Raw genomic sequence first — 16993 nt, forward strand, 5'->3', positions numbered from 1 at the left:
CGGCCGGCGGCCTCGTTCGTGGCTTTTGTCTATTACTTCCCCTTTACCAACTGTAGGTGGTTCGACTACGTAGGGGTCGCAGTGCGACGATGACGCCACTGATGAGGGAACTGTCGAAACGGAGAGGTTAGCTATGACTGCGATCACCGTCGGCCTTCAGGACACTCTGCTGACACCAGGCCAAGTGGCCGCCATGTTCCACGTAGACCCCAAGACCGTCACCAGGTGGGCTCATGCCGGCAGGCTCGGCTCCCTGCGCACACCGGGCGGACATCGCCGTTTCCGCGAGTCCGAGGTTTTGCAGTTGCTCAGATCGCTCACCACCGAGGCAGCACCCCGCTGACTCGCCGGCAGACGCGAGCCCCCACGGGCTCGCGTTCGCCGAATATTTCCCTCCCGTTGCGGATGTGCACACGGCGCGGACACGGCTACCCTCGATAGCAGGAGGTGAGCGACGTGACGTACCTGTTGGCACTCATCGCGATCGTGGCCATCGCGGTGCTGTGCTGGAAGGCGTTCGGCCCCGAATTGCCCCGACCGAATTCCGGCCCGCCCCCGCGCAGACCGATTCTCGGCCCTGACGACGACCCGGAATTCCTGTGGCGCCTCGGCAAACAACCCCGCGACGACTCCGGCCCCACCGAGTAGCCTCGCGAAGTGTGTCGCCGTGAGCTGACGCACATACCCCCGTTGTGCGGCGAAAGAGCTGGGTAGATAACGTATTCCGATGATCGATGTGCAGCAGGGTTCTGTCCCGACCACCTGGCGCGCGGCCGACGGCAGCGCCGTGACGTTCACCGAGGCACGGTCGGAGTGGACTCGTGCGGCACATGAAGTGCTGGCCGACACCGCCACCCGCTTCAACAACTTCATCGTCAACACCGAGCTGGCCGAGCTGGTGCAGGAAGAATCCGGCATCCACACCGCGGTGAAGTGGCAGCACTGGCTACCCGTTGTCCTGGACAAGGTCGCCGAGCACTGTCACCAGAACAACGAGCCACCGCTGAGCGCCCTCTGCGTACGCAAGAACCAGACGGTCGGCACCGGCTATCGCTACATCCTCGAACTCGCGGGTCTGCCCATCCCCGACGATCTCGAAATGCACGCCGCCGCGGCCCGCTGGCAGTGCTACCAGCATTTCGCCACCGACCTCCCCGCCGACGGCGGCCTGCCCACCCTCCCCCCGAAGGTCGCCGCCATCCGCCAGTCCACCTCCAAGGACCTGGCCACCGCCGAAGCAGCCGAGGCAGCCGTCAAACGCCCCAGAGCCCCCCGCACCACCGTCGCCATCCCCAAGCCCGAACCGGTCCGCAAACCGGTCTGCCTCAACTGCCACGTGGAGCTCCCGGCCAACAAGATCTGCTACTACTGCTGATCCGCGGATACGAACACCAAAGGCCCAGAAGCTCTTCCGAGCCGCTGGGCCTTACGTATGTCCGGTATCAGGTGCGACAGAACGACTAGTTCAGGCCTGCGTAGCTGTGCAGACCGCTGATCACCATGTTGATGATGAACACCTTTCTCGGTGTTTGCTATTGATAGCCAGCGTTGGTGACTCGATCTACCAGGGATTTAGCCGAGTGTGGCGTTGGCGGCGTTTGCTCCAACGAATGACGCTGCGTACTGACTGCGTACCAACTCCCCGTCTGTCCGAACGCCAGCTGCGCGCCGGGCACGGTCAAGCGCGACGAAAGACGATGTCGAATCGCGTCGACAGAATAGGGCCTGAGCAGGAAGGATACCGGCGGCTGCACCCGCATCCACTAGGCTCGCGCCTCGTAGTCATGGAAAAATGCGAGCCTAGTGGATGCCCTACAAGTATGTCAATCCCCGGTTCGGCGCGCCCCTCAAGACGACACTAAATCGGTACTTTTGAAGACTCTGCGGCCATGTCACGACAGTTCGAGCGCAGTTCACCCAAAAATGGCCCTTGAACTGCATGTTTGATCATTCTGCGTGGCGGGCTTTCGCCCGGCACGCGCCAACTCGATATCTGGAGGCTCCGGTAGACCGACGAAGCCGCCACCGTTGCACCTTTCCTCTCTGGGACGCCTGGCCTCGCCGAGAGCGGGGGGTCCGGTGGGCAGAGCCCCCGCGCGCGGGCTCCGGCCGCGAAGCTCTTCAGGAGTGGAGCCCGGGGCTGGCCTGGTGGTTTCCCTCTCCGATCGGCCTGAGGGCGTCTCGATCACCTCGGTCGACCGGAGGCAGAATGGCGCAGCCACCGCGTCGCGGCGCCGAAGGCGTTTTGATGGAGGGCGGGCGAGGTGATAGCCCTCAGACCAGGCCGGTCGGAGAGGGAAACCACCAGGCCAGTCTCAGCGGAACGCAGGCGCGAGCGCAGCTCGCGATACCAGCCCATCACGCCATGACTCTTGGCTACAAGGTCCTCAAACGCTAGAAGAGGCCCCGCCAATGACGGAGCCTCTCCTAGTGAGATTAAACCCGCCCCCAGAGGGAGCGCGTGGTATGCACCAATGATGCCATGAAGACAGCAACAGTGCAATACAAACCAACCATGTGCAACAAACCAACCATGTGCAACATGCTCGATGTGCTAGCAGCCATGTTCGCTCACCACGGCAACGGCTTCGTGAGGTGACCGACTGGATCCGGAAGTTGGGCAGCCTTGTAGTCGGCAGCAGTGAATTGGTACCACCAATGTCCACCCACACCGTCGGAAGGAGCTCCTGCCAGCTTCTTCGCTGGCCAGCCCTTCCCGGGGTTGATTGTTCCGACGGGTACGCGCAACCGTGCCTCTGACACTGGATAGGCCAGGTCACTGTCGTTGCTGACGACCACGGCCGCGTCTACCTTCTTCTCCAACACATCAATCAGCAGATGCGAAGCGACGTTGACGTCGGACCCCTTCTCCTCACGGCGGGCGACCTTCACGAAGAACGTCGCCTGGGAGTCCTCTTTCCCGCTGCCGTCCTTCACCATCACCGGCCATGCTGGATTGCTCAGCACGGGTGCATGGTTCTTGCCTTCGATAGCGAGCGGTGCCGTGGCCACGCGATACACGTAGTTACCCTTTGACAGAAAATCGATCGATTTCGCATGCTGAAGGGCACGTAGGTAGGTGTCCTGCTCAAGCTGACCTGCAGGATTGTCTTTTCCGCTGATCGGCGCGGTGCAGTAGACAACCTGCTCAATGACTGGTCCGGACCATCCGGATTGTGCAGCTACGACATTCTCCGCGAGTTGGCGTAGATCCAGCCATCGCCAGCCAGCCGTGCTGCGCCCGCACTGGCCACGTGCACCGTAGTAGAGATTGAACCCGTCGATGTAGACACCCACCCGCATACGGTGACCTTAATAGACGATCTCCAACTGCCAGTACACAACTGACGCTTGAACCCGCGAACGCGTGCTCCGCTAGCAAACGACCGCGTCACTGCACCCGCTCCTGGTCGCGAACCGCGCCACCACGCACTCGACACACGCGCCACCGCACCCATACCAACCACAACAGCCGCGGCACTAGACCGCAGCCACACACCTGACTACACCACCGCCACTGACTCACAACACAACCACCTCGCAAACCCACCGATACCACCTCACTGCACCACTTCTCTTTCTCTCAACCACCACCCCACCCATCTCTTATTTGATCTTTGATTTCTGATTGCTCCCTCCCCTCCCCAGTTCCACATCTCATCTTCTGTTCACGTAGTGGGAGATGAGATGTGGAACTGGGGAGGGGAGGGAGTGAGCAGAAATCCCGCCTTAAAGCCCAGCTCACACCACATATCCAGGCCGTGATTCCGTGTCGCGGCGGCGTCACAAGTTGGTGCGGGCTTTTCGCGCACTTTTCGCTAGTTCGTGCCACCGCCAAACCGGCTGCCGCCCAGCCGAAACCACGAGGGAGGCCCTTCCTCGGCATCTAGGGTGCGCCCGGCTCCCGGTCCCCTCAAGGGCGCTACGCGTCGCCTCCGGCGATGGCCTACGGCCACCCTTGACCGGCCCAGCATCCGAGCTAATTTTGCCTTCGGAGGAAGGGCCAGAAGAACGGTTGGGCAAGCAGCAGGCCGTAGCAGTCCCAAGACTGCCGACCGACCGAACTGCGGTAGGCAGATCCTTGGAGGCAAGCGAGCGAAGCTCGTGCGGCAGTACCTCCCAAGCCGGGCAGGCTGGAACACGACGAAGCCCCGACACGATCACGGGCCAGGGCTCCTGGTGGTGTGCGTGCCGATCTATGCGGTGCCGTCGACGCAGAACCGCACGACGGCAATCGTCTTATCGTCGTGCCGCTTCGATCGAGGCATGAGACGTCCATCGGGGTCGACTTCGGCTTCCCAGGCATTGAGCCGTTCGAGCAGTGCGGCTAGCCCGGATGAGTCGAGTTGCGCGATGTCGTTCCACGCTGGACCTAGCTCCCCCACTGGTTCGGCCACGCCATCGCTTGCGAGTAGCACCCACTCGACGTCAGCGAGCGGGACCCGCGCGGTCAGCGCATGACGGGCAGCAGCCGGATCTTCTGACGCGATCCAGTACCCGCCATCCCGATTCCTGGCGCGCCGCTCACCGAGTTGCAGATCCGCAAGGAGCCCCTTGTGGGTCCGGTCGAACCCGGTCCCTGCCCGTAGCCGCGACCGGTACCTATCCGACTCGGGGAGCCCCAACGCTCCAAGGCGCTCGTCGCAAATGACGCGTTGCAGTCCGTCTGCGTACCCAACCACGATCACGCTGTCGCCGAGCGCCAGCAGTTCGACCGCGGCTTCGCCCCGTGGATCGGCGCGGACAATCACCACCGTGCTCGATGGCGGCGCCGAGATTGAACCCAGCTCGAGGACCTCGGCCGCCTCGGCAATGGACTCCTCAAGGAGCACCGCTATCGGCAGCTGCTCGTCAAGCCGCCGGCCGATCGCAGCACCGAGAAATTCGGCGTACTCGCCACCCGAAATTTGCTCATCCTCGACATGCGACGAAGCGCCATCCAGGACAGCTATCCCCGACCTCGTGGCGATCAGCCGGTCGTCATTCAGAGTTCGGCCGGCCAACTGAGCCGACGCCACCGACTCGATGGTTACCACTGGTGAGGGCCGCTCACCAGAGTGCTTCCCGTGATCCTCAGGTCAGCGTCGAACTCGCATGCGACAACTCCGCTGCACGACGAATCCTCCGCCCGGCGGAACAGGCTTGCAAGGTTGGCATTCAGCCAGTCCACGACACCTCGCGACCCGATGCTCGTGATACCTGCGACATGAACCACAACCCGCCCATCAACCAGGTGTCGAGCGAAGTAGCCGACATCGCCTGAGGTCGGCGGGGTCCTGCGATACGGCGAGTCGAACCGGACGCCAGTGCTCGAATCATCAATCCACCACTGACCGTCTTCGTTGACGAAACGCAAGTACGGGTCGGCATGGAGCAGTTCGCGGGCGACCGGCGCCGACTTCGGACCACAGATCAGCAGGGTGTCACCGGGCGGGAGATCAGCCCGGTCGGGATCAACGTCAAACCGCGTACTGGTCAGAGCCAGTCGGCTCAGTAGCTCTTCGCTGTCCCCCCGCGTGGCCATGTCCACGGCATCGAAATAGGGGCGCTCCCGACCGTCTTCCACTCCGATCCGCCTCGGGATTCCAACCGCCACCGGCCCGACGCCGAAGAACGCTCGCTCCGGCTCGGGCGCACTGGTGCGGATCTGCGCAATGCGGCCCTTCGTTAGGCCAAGTTCTGCGGCGATGTCGCTGTAGTTCATCCCCAGGGTGTCACGGGCATCCTCGATCGCCGCACGACGGAGACGCGCCAGCTCGGTTCCGCGTTGCTGGTACAGCGTGATGAGTTCCGTCGCCCGCCGACCGCGCCGCAGCGGGTCGGGGTCGCGGCGCACCGCTTCGAACTCCTCGAACTCGGACATACAGCCAGTTTAGGGGGTATTGACCCACGCGGCATAGCGGCCTACCATCAGGTTTATACCCATAAACCAGCACTGACAAAGTTGGCGACGTTGGTTTATGGGCATAAACCAACCGGGTGGTGGCCCTGGCAAATAAAGGCTCCCCAGCGATTCACAGTCGCCGGGGAGCCAGTCACCGAAGCAGTTCCCGCTGCTTCAGCAGTTCACTTCTGGGATCGGAGCCCGAAGCATGTCCAGTGTAAATCCATCTGCTCAGTCCACCAGCGCAAGCCGGAGCTACCCCCGCTACTTTGGCACCGGCCTCGGTGGTGACGCCCGCACCACCGAGCACGAGCGTCGGACCATGACGAACCGGCAGCTGAAAGAGCAGTTCGGGCGTGGCACCGCCGCATACGCCGAGCGTTCCGCCGCGCGTAGCCAGGATCGCCCCGCGGCGCCGGAGGTCGAATACTTCCTGGAAAACGGTCAGTACATGGCCACCGATGGCATCGACATCGAACCCGCCCAGCGCGCCGAACTGGAAGACATCGCCAAGAACGGCACCGTGCAGGAAAACGGCCGTGTCCGGTTCGGCTACCACGCCGGTCTCGCCGAATCCGACCTGTTGACGATGCCGACTGCACAGCCTCAGCCCAGTGCCCTGGCTGACTACGTCGGCTCGGGCAACGCGCTCGCCCGCCACGCCCGTTCGGTCAACGCCTTCGCTGCCCTCGAGGCCGAGCGAGATGGGTACGACCGGTGACCGCCGCGCTGCCGAAGGGCCGCCAGCAGAGCACGGCGAACGAACGTCTGCGCGACGCGGTGTTCGATGCGCGGCTGACGCCGGATCAGCTGGCCGAAGTGGTCCAGGTCAACCCGAAGACCGTGCAGCGGTGGATCGGCCAAGGCCGGATCCCGTACCCGGTGCATCAGCACTCGATCGCCGTCGCGCTCGGCGTTCCGGAGCGCGAACTCTGGCCCGACACCTTCCAGCAGAGCCGGTACCTCACCGCGGATCGTGCAGCGAACCGCTCGCTGGTTCGACCCGAAATACAGGGCGAAGTGATCGGCGGCTCCCCGCCGGACGGCCGGGTGTATCGGGCCATCGACTTCATGGAGCCGCGCGAGCGGATGCGTGAACTCATGAGCTGGGCCCCCGCTCCTCGGTCCGCCTTGGCCGACTACCGCGGCTCCGGCAACGCGCTCGCCGACGCTGTGGCCCGCCAGCAGGGCACCCGCGAAGCCGACTACGACCGGTAGTCAGCCGACTACGAGTCTCGTGCCGCATCGGCCACCGATGCCCGCGCGGCACGAGCCTCCGACCGCCCGCCGGTTATGCCGGCAAAACCCCGCCGCCGAACCTCGCGGCGCTCAGCCCCATTACCCGACAGGCCGTTTCGGTCTGTCTGTTCAGGGAGCACACCCATGCCTTCTACCCCTCGGCGGGTGACCGCCGGACACCACCTAGACAGCCGCATTTCGTGGCTGGACACCCGGCGTCTACTGCTGGACACCGCGACTCCGCGCGTCCACCCGGCCGTCTACCCAGACCACAGTGGGACCGCCGTCACCGCTTCACGGCGAGAGGAGAACCCACGATGACACGTCATATTCTCGGCGCCCGCGACATGACCAGCTTGACGATTCTGGCCGAGATGTACGGCGCACCGCTGGACCTGGTCGCGTCTATGCACGGGCTCAGCATGCGCTCGGCATACCGGATGGCGCAGCGCTGGCGCGATACCGACATGATCAGCGGCCTCAACGTCCGACCGGTCCCCGGTCCAGCATGGGTGTTCCCCACCCGCACCGCCGCGGAGTCGCTGCTCGGCGTCGAGGTGCAGCACTGGTCACCGACCCCGGGACGGGCTGCGCACGTCGCCGCTTTGTTCGCGCTCCGGACCGCGTTGACCGGCCTGGACGTCGATCGGTGGATCTCGGAACGCGTCCTGTATTCCGAGCTCGGTCCCACCAAGCCCGGCCAGAAGCGGCCCCACGTCCACCACGGCCGCTACACGAACGCCTCCGGCGAGCTATGGGCTGTGCAGGTCGACCAGTTCCGCCGGGCCCCGGCAGTGACGAAATCGGCCATGTACCGGGCGTTTCTGTCCGCCAAGGCTGTCGGATGCGATGGCCTGATCTTCTACTGCCGCGGCGACGCGGTGAAGCGCGCGGTTCGTGAGGCAGCCGCGGGGCTCGACCTGACCGGCGGGCCGCGTATGCGGTTGGCCGACCTGGACGAAGTGCTGGCGCGTCGGGTCTCCCCGGCCTTGCAGCGGCCCGACTTGACCGTCATCCCCGGTGGCGCAGCTACCGCCGAGCACGGCAAGGCGGCATCGCTGTGACTAGACGCGACTGGACACCAGCGTCCAGCCAACTGGACACAAGTAGACGGCAGCTCAACACCGCTGGACAGCGAGTAGACGCCGCACCGGCCGGACTGGACGACCCCGCCGGAACGCCGATCACCGACTGGACACCCACCACCAATTCGCCACTGGCCGTATCGGCCCCACGAGCCCACCGAAACGAGGAAATCACCATGTCTACCCCCGAGACCAAGCCCCACGATCGCTACCTTCAGGCCAAGGACTGCGAAGCCCTGACCGGAATCCCTGCTGCGACCTGGCGCTACTGGGCGCACATCGGCTCAGGCCCTGGCAGCTTCAAACTCGGCCGCCGCCGCGTCTGGCGTGAGAGCGCCATCCTGGCCTGGATCGCCGAGCAGGAGCAGGCCACCGCGACCGGCGGGGCCGCCTGACCATGACCGCACGACGGAACCGCCGCGCCGGAGTCGAAGACCTCTGGACCAAGGACGAACGCCAGCCAGACGGCACGGTGCGGCGCGTTCCGTCCAAGCTCGACGGCAAGGGCAAGCGCTGGCGCGCTCGCTACGTCGATGACACCGGCAACGAGCACACGAAGCGGTTCACCAGAAAGACGGACGGGCAACAGTGGCTCAACACTCAGGTTGCGACTCTGGTGCAGGGCACCCACGTCGCGCCGCGAAATGCTCAGCAGACGGTAGAAGAGTGGACAACCGAATGGCTGAAGGGCTACGCCAACCACCGAGACACGACTGTCGAGCTGGCGGCCTGGCACGTCAAGAAGATCAATGCCGGGCTGGGATCGCTGCAACTCTCGGCGGTTCGGCCGTCCACGGTGAAGAAGTGGATGGTGGCGCTCAAGGATGAGGGCCTAGCCGACAGCTACGTCTACAGCCTGCACTCTCGATTGGCGCAGATCCTCGGTGATGCAATGCATGACGGCCTGCTGGCTCGCAACCCGTGTTCGCGCCGGACCTCGCCGAAGACTGGACAGCAGAAGGTCTACGTGGCGACCTCGGAACAGATCTGGGCACTGCATGACGCGATGCCTCCGCACTTGCGGGTCGCCGTGCTGCTTGGCTCGTTCGTGGGTCTGCGGATCTCGGAGGCTGCCGGACTTCGGACAACCGATGTCGATTTCGCGAACGGCGTCGTGACCCCTCGCCAGCAGTGGCCCGCGCGAGAGCTGAAGACCGATTCCAGTACTAAGCCGGTGCCGGTGCCGCCAGAGCTCGTCGCGATGCTCGAGGTGTCGGCGAAGACGTTCCGCGGTGAGCGTTTGGTCTGCGATGAACTCGGCAAGCCGGTGTCGCCATGGGTGATCGCGTGGAACCTGCGGGCGGCGAAGGCGAAGGTTCCCGGCCTACCCGAAGAATTCAGCTTCCAGGACTTCCGGCACTACTACGCCTCGCTGCTGATCCGCCGAGGTGCCGATATCAAGGCGGTCCAGGCACGTCTCCGTCACGGCAGCGCGATCACGACTCTGCGGTATTACGCGCACCTGTGGCCTGATGCTGACGAGACAACTCGTACCGCTGTCGGGGCCGCGATCAGAGATTGGCCCGGTTCCACTGCGTACTCACTGCGTACCGAGGCCGATCAGCTGGACCCTGCCGACGACGAAGACGACCTGAACGCGCAGGTAGAAGACGTTTAGTTCAGTCCCGCGTAGCTGTGCAGACCCGAGATCACCATGTTGATGATGAAGAGGTTGAACAGCATGGCTACGAAGCCGGCGATGTTGATCCAGGCTGCCTTGGTGTCTCGCCAGCCGGAGGTGGCTCGGGCGTGGAGGTAGGCGGCGTAGAGGACCCAGGCGATGAAGGAGCAGGTTTCCTTGGGGTCCCAGCCCCAGAAGCGGCCCCAGGCGGCTTCGGCCCAGATGGCGCCGAGGATGACGCCTGCGCCGAAAAGGGGGAAGCCGATGATGGTGGTTTTGTAGGCTAGTTGGTCGAGGGTGCGGGCGTCGGGGAGGCGGCGGGCGATGGTGCCGAAGATGTTCGAGGACTCTTCGCCCGCGGGCTGACGCATGCGGAACAGGTACAGCAGGCTGGCTACGCCGGAGACCAGGAAGACGCCGCTGCCGATGCTGACGATCGTGACGTGGATCGGCAACCAGAACGAGCGCAGCGCGGGGACCACGGGAGCGGCGTCGGCGTAGAGGACCGTGCCTGCCAGGAACATCAGGATCAGCACGGGGACGAGCAGGAACGCCCACATGGCGCGGTAGCGCTGGTCGCGCAGGAAGATCAGGCCGATCACCACGGCGGCCGCGGTGGCCATGGTGGTGAACTCGTACATGTTGCCCAGTGGGAAGCGGTGGGTCGCGAAACCGCGCAGCACGATCGAGCCGATGTGCAGGGCCACGCCGACCAGCAGTACCGAGAACGCCATGTTGCCCAGGCGCTCGCCGAGTGGCCTGGCGGCCGGGGTCTCGATCCGGCCGGGCAACCCGGGGTCGCCCGCGGCGACGAGTTCACGCGCCGCGACCTGCTTGGTGCGGGCCGAGGCGTACTGCACGATCAGCAGGACAGTCGCCAGCGCGTAGACCGCAATGGCCGACATGAACGCGAAGTCGCTGTACCGTGCCAGCGTTTCGTCGATCTGCATCAGGATTCCGTCTCCGTGTCGAGTGCGCGCGAGGGCATTACTTCTCCGCTCCCAGCAACCGTGTCCGCAGTCGATCGAATTCGGCACCCCAACCAGCTTGATCGCTCCTGGCCAGGCCGCCCATTTCTACTACGGCGCGTCGTTGACCCACGGTACCCGCCGCGGCTTCGACTGGGTACGCCCGGATCCAGATCCGGCGCCGTTTCAGCAACAGCGACACCAGCAGACCGGCCATCATCGTCAGCGCGCTCACCAGCACCCACTGCTGGGCGGGGTCGTGCGAGACCTGCAGGTTCACGAACTCCTGAGCACCGTCGAAGGTGACCTTCGCCCCGCTGGGCAGCGTGGTCGACTCGCCGGGACGCAGGTTGACCCGCGCTTCCTTCGACAGCCGACCCTGCTTGATCATCTCCGAATCGAGCGAGAACAGCGACTGCGAGCGGCCGGTATCGAGGCCGGTGTTGCCGCGATAGATGTCGACCGCGACCGCCGGGTCGTCCATCCGCGGGAACGACGAGGTGAGCAAGCTGCCGTGGAACAACGCCGTCGGCGCGAACAGCCCTTCGATCGCGATCTGGTTCTGTCGCCGTTCCTCGTCGGTGGCGTACATGCCACCGGGCGGGTCGATGCGTAGCACACCGCTGGACAGGAAGGTCTGGGCGTCGTCGGGCCGCCACTGGATGGTCTCGGTGCGGGTCTGCCCGTTGGGGAAGGTGACGGTGAACGTCGGCGCGAAGCCGTGTCCCTGCAGGTAGACGCGGTCGCCGGCGACGCGAAGCGGATGATTCACCCGCAGCTCGGTGCTGCGCCAGGTGTCGGTGCTGAGGTCCGCGCCCGCCTGATATTCGATGTTCGAGTGGAACATCTCGGCTTGGCCGGTGGGCAGGTAGTCGGCCTTGAAGTCCTTCACCTTGACGCACAGCGGCGTCATGCCGGTGCCGTCGTTGGTGTTGCCCGCGCGGAACGAGTCGAAGACCGCGGGCGAGGTGGTGCAGAAGCCGGGACCGTTATTGGCGATCACGATGACATTGCCCTCGTAGCCGAGCAGCTTGCCGAGTGCGATCGCGACCAGCAGCCCCACCAGCGACAGGTGGAACACCAGGTTGCCGAACTCGCGCAGGTAACCCTTTTCCGCGGACAGCGTCACCTCACCGTCGCGCTGACCGGGGCGGACCTCGGTCCGCCACCCACGCAAGGAAGCCTTCGCGGCCTCGATCACCTCGTCGGGCGTGCGGTCGTCGGTCTCGCTGGAGTGGTGCGGCAACCGGCCGAGGTTGCGGGGCGCGGGCACCGGCGGGGTGCGCAGCGCCCGGTAGTGATCCCAGCAGCGCGGCAGGATGCAGCCGACCAGCGAGATGAACAGCAGCACGTAGATGGCGGTGAACCAGAAGCTGCCGAACACGTCGAACAGTTCGAAGCGGTCCATCCACGGGCCGAGCGTCGGACGGTCGGCGATGTACTGGTCGACCTTCTGCGCGTTCAGGCTGCGTTGCGGCAGCAGCGCGCCGGGAATCGCGGCGAGTGCGAGCAGGAACAGCAGCACCAGTGCGGTGCGCATGCTGGTCAGGCCGCGCCAAGCATTACGGACCAGGGCCCAGGCTCGGCCGAGCGGCGATTGCCGGACGGGCGGGGTGGGGGTGGTCGGAGTGGTCAGTGTGTCAGTCATCAGATCGGAAGGGTCACCTCGGAGACGAACCCGTCACGCACCCAGCCGACGAACTGGTCCCATGCCCCCGTGACCAGCGCGACGCCGACGGCGACGAGCAGAACACCCCCGATTACCTGAATGGTGCGCGAATTGCGCCGCAGCCAGCCGACCCCGCGCAACGCACCGGCCGACCCGAAGGCCAGCACAATGAACGGCAGCCCGAGACCGAGACAGTAGGCGACGATCAACGTCACCCCGCGCGCGGCGGTGGTGCCCTCGGTGCCCGCGGACACCGCCATCACACCCGACAGCGTCGGCCCGAGGCACGGCGTCCAGCCGAGCGCGAACACGCCACCGAGCAGTGGCGCGCCGAGGATGCTGGTGAGCCTGCGCGGCTCCATCCGCGTGTCGCGCTGCAGGGCGGGAACCAGGCCGATGAACACCAGACCCATCAGGATCGTCACCACACCGCCGATGCGCTGCAGCAGTTCCCGATTCACGTTGAGGGTTTGGATCACGCCGAAAACAGTGGCCGTGGCCAGCACGAAAACCACCGTGAACCCGGCGACGAACAGTCCGGCGGCACCCGCCACCCGCATCTTCGCGCTACGGCGTTGCGCGGTGAGCGTGGCTTGCGTGCTGGTGGCAGGCGGCGCCTCGGCACCGACCAGCCCGGCCAGATACGACAGATAGCCCGGGACGAGCGGCACGACACACGGTGAAGCGAACGACACCAGGCCCGCGAGCAGGCAGGCACCCAGCGCCAACAGAAGCGGACCCGATGCCGCCGTCTGCTGGAAGGAATCCCCGACTGCGGCGAGCACCATCACTCGGTGGTGTCCGCGTCCTGCTGCTCGTCGCGCGGCAACGACAGAGTGCGCTCGGTCTCGGCCGGTTCAGCGGGGCCGAAATCGAACAGACCGGCACCGGCGACACTGCGCGGCACGGTCGCGATGCCGGCCCAACGGTCATCGACCGTCCAGCCCGCACCCATTCGGCGCGCGCCCTGACGGGGACGACACGCGGTCAGATTTCCTGGACGACGACGGCTGTTCACTGCTTCTCCTCGGCGGCGATGCGCTCGATCTCTGGCTGAAGGTCTTCGGCCAGTAGCGAGCGAAGGAAGACCGCGGCGACCCGGTGCTGACGATCCAGGATCAACGTGGTCGGGATAACACTGGTGGGAAAGTTTCCGCCGAGGGCGAGCAAGGTTCGCATCGACGGGTCGTAGATGGACGGGTATTCGATCTTGTTGTCCACTACGAAGTCCTGGGCTTTGTCGCGCTGATGGTCACGGACATTGATCCCCAGGAACGCGACGCCCTGATCTCTGGTCGCCGCGAAGACTTTTTCGAGCGCGGGCGACTCGGCGCGGCACGGGCCACACCACTGTCCCCACAGGTTCACGACCACGATCTGGTTCGGGAAATCATCGACCGAAACGGTCTTTCCCTCGTTCATCAGATCGGGCCCCGAGAGCGTGCCGATCGTCCCGCGGGTGGCGGGCGGATCGTAGTAGATCTCCGTTTTACCACCGGGTGAGACGAATTCGAAGGTCCCGCCACCGGTGGCGACCGCATCGGTACCCGTCGAACATCCCGCGACGGCGACAATCGCCAGCGCGGACAGGACGGCGGTCAACGCCCGCGACCGACGGCCACGGGCGGATCCCGATGAAGACAAGCGTGTCATGCGCCGTGTACCGACGGATCCGATGCGCCTGCGGGCTCGGAATAGACGATGTCGACGAGCGTGTCGCCGTGGTAGACCAGCGAGGTCAGCGACGCGAGCGAGCACTGCCGGTTGCGCGGGTCGTGCCACAACCGCTGGCCCTGCAGGAATCGGCGCAACGTCCACACGGGCAGCTGGTGCGAGACCAGCACCACCTCGTGACCGGCGGCCTCGACGCGGGCCTTGTTCACGGCGGCGAGCATGCGGTGGGCGATCTGCAGGTACGGCTCGCCCCAGGACGGGGTGAACGGGTCGCGCAGCTTCCACCAGTGCCGGGGCTTGCGCAGGGCACCGTCACCGACGGAGACGCGCAGGCCCTCGAAGGTGTTGCCCGCTTCGATCAGGTTCTCGTCGGTGCGCACGACGAGGTCGTGCGCGGCCGCGATCGGCGCCGCGGTCTCCTGCGCGCGCTGCAGCGGGGAGGCGATCACCATCGCGATGTCGTGATCGGCCAGCGAGCGCGCGACCGCACCGGCCTGCGACTGTCCGGCCACCGAGAGACCGAAGCCGGGCAGTCGGCCGTAGAGGATGCCGTTCGGGTTGTGCACCTCGCCGTGGCGCAGCACATGCACGATGGTTTCGACGGTCGACGGGTCGTCGTCGAGGACGGGCGGCACGGCGACGGGGACAGGATGGGGCGCCTCGTCGCTATCCGCCGGGACTGGGGCGAATTGTGCGTCGGGCTGGTCGGAGCTCACGCTGGGGATCCTTCGGGGGTTGCGGCCGCGGCCGCGAGGGCGGCGGCGGGCAGAGCGGCGGCGATACGGTCGAACGCGTCCTCGTCGAGTGCCGCGGAGACGAACCATGCCTCGAACGCGCTGGGCGGCGCGTACACGCCCGCGTCGAGCAGGGCGTGGAAGAAGGCGGGGTAACGCCAGGTCTGGCTCGCTTTGGCGCCGGCGTAGTCGGTCACCGGGCGCTCGGCGAAGAACACGCTCACCATATTGCCTGCGAACTGGACTTGATGCTCGACACCGGCCTCTGTCAGGGCTTTCGCGAACAGCGAGCCGAGGCGATCGGCGTTGCGGTCCAGCGCGGCGTACACCTGCGCGTCGGCCGCGCGCAGCGTCGCAAGGCCCGCCGCGACGGCGACGGGGTTACCGGACAGCGTGCCCGCCTGATAGACCGGGCCGAGCGGGGCGAGGTTGTTCATGATCTCGGCGCGACCGCCGAACGCGGCGGCGGGCAGGCCACCGCTCATCACCTTGCCGAAGGTGTAGAGGTCACCGGCGACGCCTTCGCGGCCGTACCAACCCGACGCGCTGACCCGGAATCCGGTCATCACCTCGTCCATGATCAGCAGTGCGCCGTTGTCGGTGGCGAGAGTGCGCAGGCCTTCGTTGAAGCCGGGCAGCGGCGCGACCGCGCCCATGTTGCCCGCCGCGGCCTCGGTGATGACGCACGCGATCTGACCGGAGTGCGCCTCGAAGGCGGCGGCGACGGCAACGAGGTCGTTGTAGGGCACCACGATGGTGTCGGCGGCCTGCGCACCGGTGACACCGGGCGAGGTCGGCAGGCCGAGGGTCGCCACGCCGGAGCCCGCGTCGGCCAGCAGCGCGTCGACGTGACCGTGGTAGCAACCGGAGAATTTGATGATCTTGGCGCGGCCGGTGAAACCGCGCGCCAGGCGCACCGCGCTCATGGTGGCCTCGGTACCAGAGTTCACCAGGCGGACCCGTTCGACGGGATCGACGCGGGCGGCGATGGCCTCGGCGAGCTCGATCTCGGCCTCGGTCGGCGCACCGAACGACAGTCCGCTCGTCGCGGCCCGCTGCACGGCTTCGACGACGGCGGGGTGCGCGTGACCGAGGATCATCGGGCCCCACGAACACACCAGATCCACATAGTCGTTGCCGTCGGCGTCGATGAGGGTGTAGCCGCTCGCGGAGGTGATGAACCGCGGCGTACCGCCGACCGAGTTGAACGCACGAACCGGGGAATTGACGCCACCCGGGATCACGGCGGCCGCCCGCTCGAAGAGCTGGGCCGAAACCGGTACCTGCGTAAGACTCACGGATTCCAGTGTCTCAGTTCGCCTCGGCACGCCGGACGACAGGGTGCAGCACAGTGACCCAGACCGCAGCGACCCACCGACGACACGCCCGACACGCCGCCCAGATCGGCGAAAGAATTCAATCTAGGCCCATTGGCCTGCGACTACGCTCCGGGCGGCTCAGCACCTGAGCCGCAGAGAAATCAGCTATCAGCGAGAGGGTATTTCATGCGTTTCGGCGTCACCAGCACTGCCCTTGGCACGGGGTTCGTCGCGGCGGGACTGCTGTTCGGCGCGGGTTCGGCCACCGCGTTCGCACCACAGGCCCAACCCGATCGGATCGGCGCTCAGCTCAGCCACGAGGAAACCGTGGCGCTCGGGTCGGGGCCGATCCCGGCGATCACCGCGATGTTCGTGCCCGCTCAGCGGATCGGCGCGGGTCTGCACACCGACACCGCGCTGTACCGCGACGCCGACGGCGGCATCCGCGCCACCCTGCGTCAGGTGGTGACGGAGGCGGCGGCTCATCCCGACGGCACCGTCTCCGTTTTCCTGAACGCGCCGGGCACACGCGGCGGCCGCGTCGTCGACGTCTACCAGCAGTGGGTTTCTTAGGTGTACATGCAAGGAACTTCAGCGGAGATCGTGTGCAGCTGGCACATGAGGCCGTTGTAGATCGCGCTCGAGCCGGTCTCCGGGGCGAAACCGCCACCGGCGGCCTGCTCGGCGATCATCGGGGTGAGCGGCAGGCCGGGAGCTGCCTGGGCGGGTGCCGCGGCCAGGGCGATCGTCGCCACAGCGGCGGCGACGGTACAGATTCCGGCGGTCAGTCTGGTCATCGA

Annotated in this window: 20 protein-coding genes; 9 read left to right on the forward strand and 11 right to left on the reverse strand. The window is 66.0% G+C overall.

Features of this window, described 5'->3' with window-relative positions; all coding sequences use genetic code 11:
- Window positions 1-133: 133 nt before the first annotated feature.
- The 3 genes from ACLJPD_RS06860 (at window position 134) to ACLJPD_RS06870 (ending at window position 1375) form a co-directional block, all read left to right on the forward strand.
- Entirely contained in the window at window positions 134-343 is a 210-nt protein-coding gene (locus tag ACLJPD_RS06860) for a BldC family transcriptional regulator (protein ID WP_056814442.1), read from the forward strand.
- A gap of 113 nt (window positions 344-456) precedes the next feature.
- Window positions 457-648, forward strand: a complete 192-nt coding sequence (locus ACLJPD_RS06865; protein ID WP_410870876.1) for a hypothetical protein — start codon at window positions 457-459, stop codon at window positions 646-648.
- A gap of 79 nt (window positions 649-727) precedes the next feature.
- Window positions 728-1375, forward strand: coding sequence for a hypothetical protein (locus tag ACLJPD_RS06870; protein WP_410870877.1), 648 nt, complete (start codon window positions 728-730; stop codon window positions 1373-1375).
- Between the two features lie 1196 nt (window positions 1376-2571).
- On the opposite strand, the gene ACLJPD_RS06875 is transcribed toward ACLJPD_RS06870, so the two are convergent.
- The 3 genes from ACLJPD_RS06875 to ACLJPD_RS06885 all read right to left on the reverse strand — a co-directional run bounded on the left by ACLJPD_RS06875 (window position 2572) and on the right by ACLJPD_RS06885 (window position 5863).
- Complete coding sequence (locus ACLJPD_RS06875) at window positions 2572-3303, reverse strand: NYN domain-containing protein (protein WP_410870878.1); 732 nt, start codon at window positions 3301-3303, stop codon at window positions 2572-2574.
- 893 nt (window positions 3304-4196) lie between these two features.
- Window positions 4197-5018, reverse strand: a complete 822-nt coding sequence (locus tag ACLJPD_RS06880) for a hypothetical protein (protein ID WP_410870879.1) — start codon at window positions 5016-5018, stop codon at window positions 4197-4199.
- Between the two features lie 11 nt (window positions 5019-5029).
- Window positions 5030-5863 (reverse strand): sigma-70 family RNA polymerase sigma factor, encoded by an 834-nt coding sequence (locus tag ACLJPD_RS06885; protein ID WP_410870880.1) that lies wholly within the window; start codon window positions 5861-5863, stop codon window positions 5030-5032.
- Window positions 5864-6206: 343 nt separating this feature from the next.
- Here ACLJPD_RS06885 and ACLJPD_RS06890 point away from each other — a divergent pair, with 343 nt between their 5' ends.
- The 5 genes from ACLJPD_RS06890 (at window position 6207) to ACLJPD_RS06910 (ending at window position 9826) form a co-directional block, all read left to right on the forward strand.
- Window positions 6207-6605: a hypothetical protein gene (locus tag ACLJPD_RS06890; RefSeq protein ID WP_410870881.1), complete on the forward strand. Its 399-nt coding sequence runs from the start codon at window positions 6207-6209 to the stop codon at window positions 6603-6605.
- Window positions 6602-7102 carry a helix-turn-helix domain-containing protein gene (locus ACLJPD_RS06895; protein WP_410870882.1) on the forward strand — a complete coding sequence of 167 codons (501 nt, stop codon included), beginning with the start codon at window positions 6602-6604 and terminating at the stop codon, window positions 7100-7102. The genes ACLJPD_RS06890 and ACLJPD_RS06895 overlap by 4 nt, the downstream gene beginning before the upstream one ends.
- 338 nt (window positions 7103-7440) lie before the next feature.
- On the forward strand, window positions 7441-8187 hold the full coding sequence (locus ACLJPD_RS06900; protein WP_410870883.1) for a hypothetical protein: 747 nt from the start codon (window positions 7441-7443) through the stop codon (window positions 8185-8187).
- Between the two features lie 197 nt (window positions 8188-8384).
- Window positions 8385-8603 carry a helix-turn-helix transcriptional regulator gene (locus ACLJPD_RS06905; RefSeq protein WP_410870884.1) on the forward strand — a complete coding sequence of 73 codons (219 nt, stop codon included), beginning with the start codon at window positions 8385-8387 and terminating at the stop codon, window positions 8601-8603.
- Window positions 8604-8605: 2 nt separating this feature from the next.
- Window positions 8606-9826 carry a tyrosine-type recombinase/integrase gene (locus ACLJPD_RS06910; protein ID WP_410870885.1) on the forward strand — a complete coding sequence of 407 codons (1221 nt, stop codon included), beginning with the start codon at window positions 8606-8608 and terminating at the stop codon, window positions 9824-9826.
- Here the strand turns inward: ACLJPD_RS06910 and ccsB are convergent.
- The 7 genes from ccsB to hemL form a co-directional block, all read right to left on the reverse strand.
- A complete protein-coding gene (gene ccsB / locus ACLJPD_RS06915; protein WP_410870886.1) occupies window positions 9823-10779 on the reverse strand; it encodes a c-type cytochrome biogenesis protein CcsB in 957 nt (318 codons plus the stop codon). The genes ACLJPD_RS06910 and ccsB overlap by 4 nt on opposite strands.
- Window positions 10780-10816: 37 nt before the next feature.
- On the reverse strand, window positions 10817-12445 hold the full coding sequence (locus tag ACLJPD_RS06920; protein WP_410870887.1) for a cytochrome c biogenesis protein ResB: 1629 nt from the start codon (window positions 12443-12445) through the stop codon (window positions 10817-10819).
- Window positions 12445-13254: a cytochrome c biogenesis CcdA family protein gene (locus tag ACLJPD_RS06925; RefSeq protein ID WP_410870888.1), complete on the reverse strand. Its 810-nt coding sequence runs from the start codon at window positions 13252-13254 to the stop codon at window positions 12445-12447. The genes ACLJPD_RS06920 and ACLJPD_RS06925 overlap by 1 nt, the downstream gene beginning before the upstream one ends.
- A complete protein-coding gene (locus ACLJPD_RS06930; RefSeq protein ID WP_410870889.1) occupies window positions 13254-13484 on the reverse strand; it encodes a hypothetical protein in 231 nt (76 codons plus the stop codon). The genes ACLJPD_RS06925 and ACLJPD_RS06930 overlap by 1 nt, the downstream gene beginning before the upstream one ends.
- Window positions 13481-14119, reverse strand: coding sequence for a TlpA disulfide reductase family protein (locus tag ACLJPD_RS06935; protein ID WP_410870890.1), 639 nt, complete (start codon window positions 14117-14119; stop codon window positions 13481-13483). The genes ACLJPD_RS06930 and ACLJPD_RS06935 overlap by 4 nt, the downstream gene beginning before the upstream one ends.
- The gene (locus ACLJPD_RS06940; protein WP_378765107.1) at window positions 14116-14775 is read right to left on the reverse strand and encodes a histidine phosphatase family protein; all 660 of its coding nucleotides are present in this window, start codon (window positions 14773-14775) and stop codon (window positions 14116-14118) included. The genes ACLJPD_RS06935 and ACLJPD_RS06940 overlap by 4 nt, the downstream gene beginning before the upstream one ends.
- A gap of 77 nt (window positions 14776-14852) precedes the next feature.
- Entirely contained in the window at window positions 14853-16181 is a 1329-nt protein-coding gene (hemL, locus tag ACLJPD_RS06945; RefSeq protein ID WP_410871951.1) for a glutamate-1-semialdehyde 2,1-aminomutase, read from the reverse strand.
- A 198-nt stretch (window positions 16182-16379) separates the two neighbouring features.
- Between hemL and ACLJPD_RS06950 the strand changes: the two genes are divergently transcribed.
- Window positions 16380-16766 carry a hypothetical protein gene (locus ACLJPD_RS06950; protein WP_410870891.1) on the forward strand — a complete coding sequence of 129 codons (387 nt, stop codon included), beginning with the start codon at window positions 16380-16382 and terminating at the stop codon, window positions 16764-16766.
- Here the strand turns inward: ACLJPD_RS06950 and ACLJPD_RS06955 are convergent.
- Window positions 16763-16990, reverse strand: a complete 228-nt coding sequence (locus ACLJPD_RS06955; RefSeq protein WP_410870892.1) for a hypothetical protein — start codon at window positions 16988-16990, stop codon at window positions 16763-16765. The two genes, ACLJPD_RS06950 and ACLJPD_RS06955, sit on opposite strands and share 4 nt — an antisense overlap.
- Window positions 16991-16993: the final 3 nt, after the last annotated feature.

This window comes from Nocardia sp. A7, assembly GCF_046549215.1.
Taxonomy (GTDB): Bacteria; Actinomycetota; Actinomycetes; order Mycobacteriales; family Mycobacteriaceae; genus Nocardia.

Coding starts and splice junctions, on each gene's coding strand:
- ACLJPD_RS06935 (WP_410870890.1), bottom strand. CDS start 14,119: ATGACACGCTTGTCTTCATCGGGATCCGCCCGTGGCCGTCGGTCGCGG.
- ACLJPD_RS06870 (WP_410870877.1), top strand. CDS start 728: ATGATCGATGTGCAGCAGGGTTCTGTCCCGACCACCTGGCGCGCGGCC.
- ACLJPD_RS06950 (WP_410870891.1), top strand. CDS start 16,380: ATGCGTTTCGGCGTCACCAGCACTGCCCTTGGCACGGGGTTCGTCGCG.
- ccsB (WP_410870886.1), bottom strand. CDS start 10,779: ATGCAGATCGACGAAACGCTGGCACGGTACAGCGACTTCGCGTTCATG.
- ACLJPD_RS06875 (WP_410870878.1), bottom strand. CDS start 3,303: ATGCGGGTGGGTGTCTACATCGACGGGTTCAATCTCTACTACGGTGCA.
- ACLJPD_RS06900 (WP_410870883.1), top strand. CDS start 7,441: ATGACACGTCATATTCTCGGCGCCCGCGACATGACCAGCTTGACGATT.
- ACLJPD_RS06955 (WP_410870892.1), bottom strand. CDS start 16,990: ATGACCAGACTGACCGCCGGAATCTGTACCGTCGCCGCCGCTGTGGCG.
- ACLJPD_RS06905 (WP_410870884.1), top strand. CDS start 8,385: ATGTCTACCCCCGAGACCAAGCCCCACGATCGCTACCTTCAGGCCAAG.
- ACLJPD_RS06890 (WP_410870881.1), top strand. CDS start 6,207: ATGACGAACCGGCAGCTGAAAGAGCAGTTCGGGCGTGGCACCGCCGCA.
- ACLJPD_RS06920 (WP_410870887.1), bottom strand. CDS start 12,445: ATGACTGACACACTGACCACTCCGACCACCCCCACCCCGCCCGTCCGG.
- ACLJPD_RS06910 (WP_410870885.1), top strand. CDS start 8,606: ATGACCGCACGACGGAACCGCCGCGCCGGAGTCGAAGACCTCTGGACC.
- ACLJPD_RS06885 (WP_410870880.1), bottom strand. CDS start 5,863: ATGTCCGAGTTCGAGGAGTTCGAAGCGGTGCGCCGCGACCCCGACCCG.
- ACLJPD_RS06925 (WP_410870888.1), bottom strand. CDS start 13,254: ATGGTGCTCGCCGCAGTCGGGGATTCCTTCCAGCAGACGGCGGCATCG.
- ACLJPD_RS06860 (WP_056814442.1), top strand. CDS start 134: ATGACTGCGATCACCGTCGGCCTTCAGGACACTCTGCTGACACCAGGC.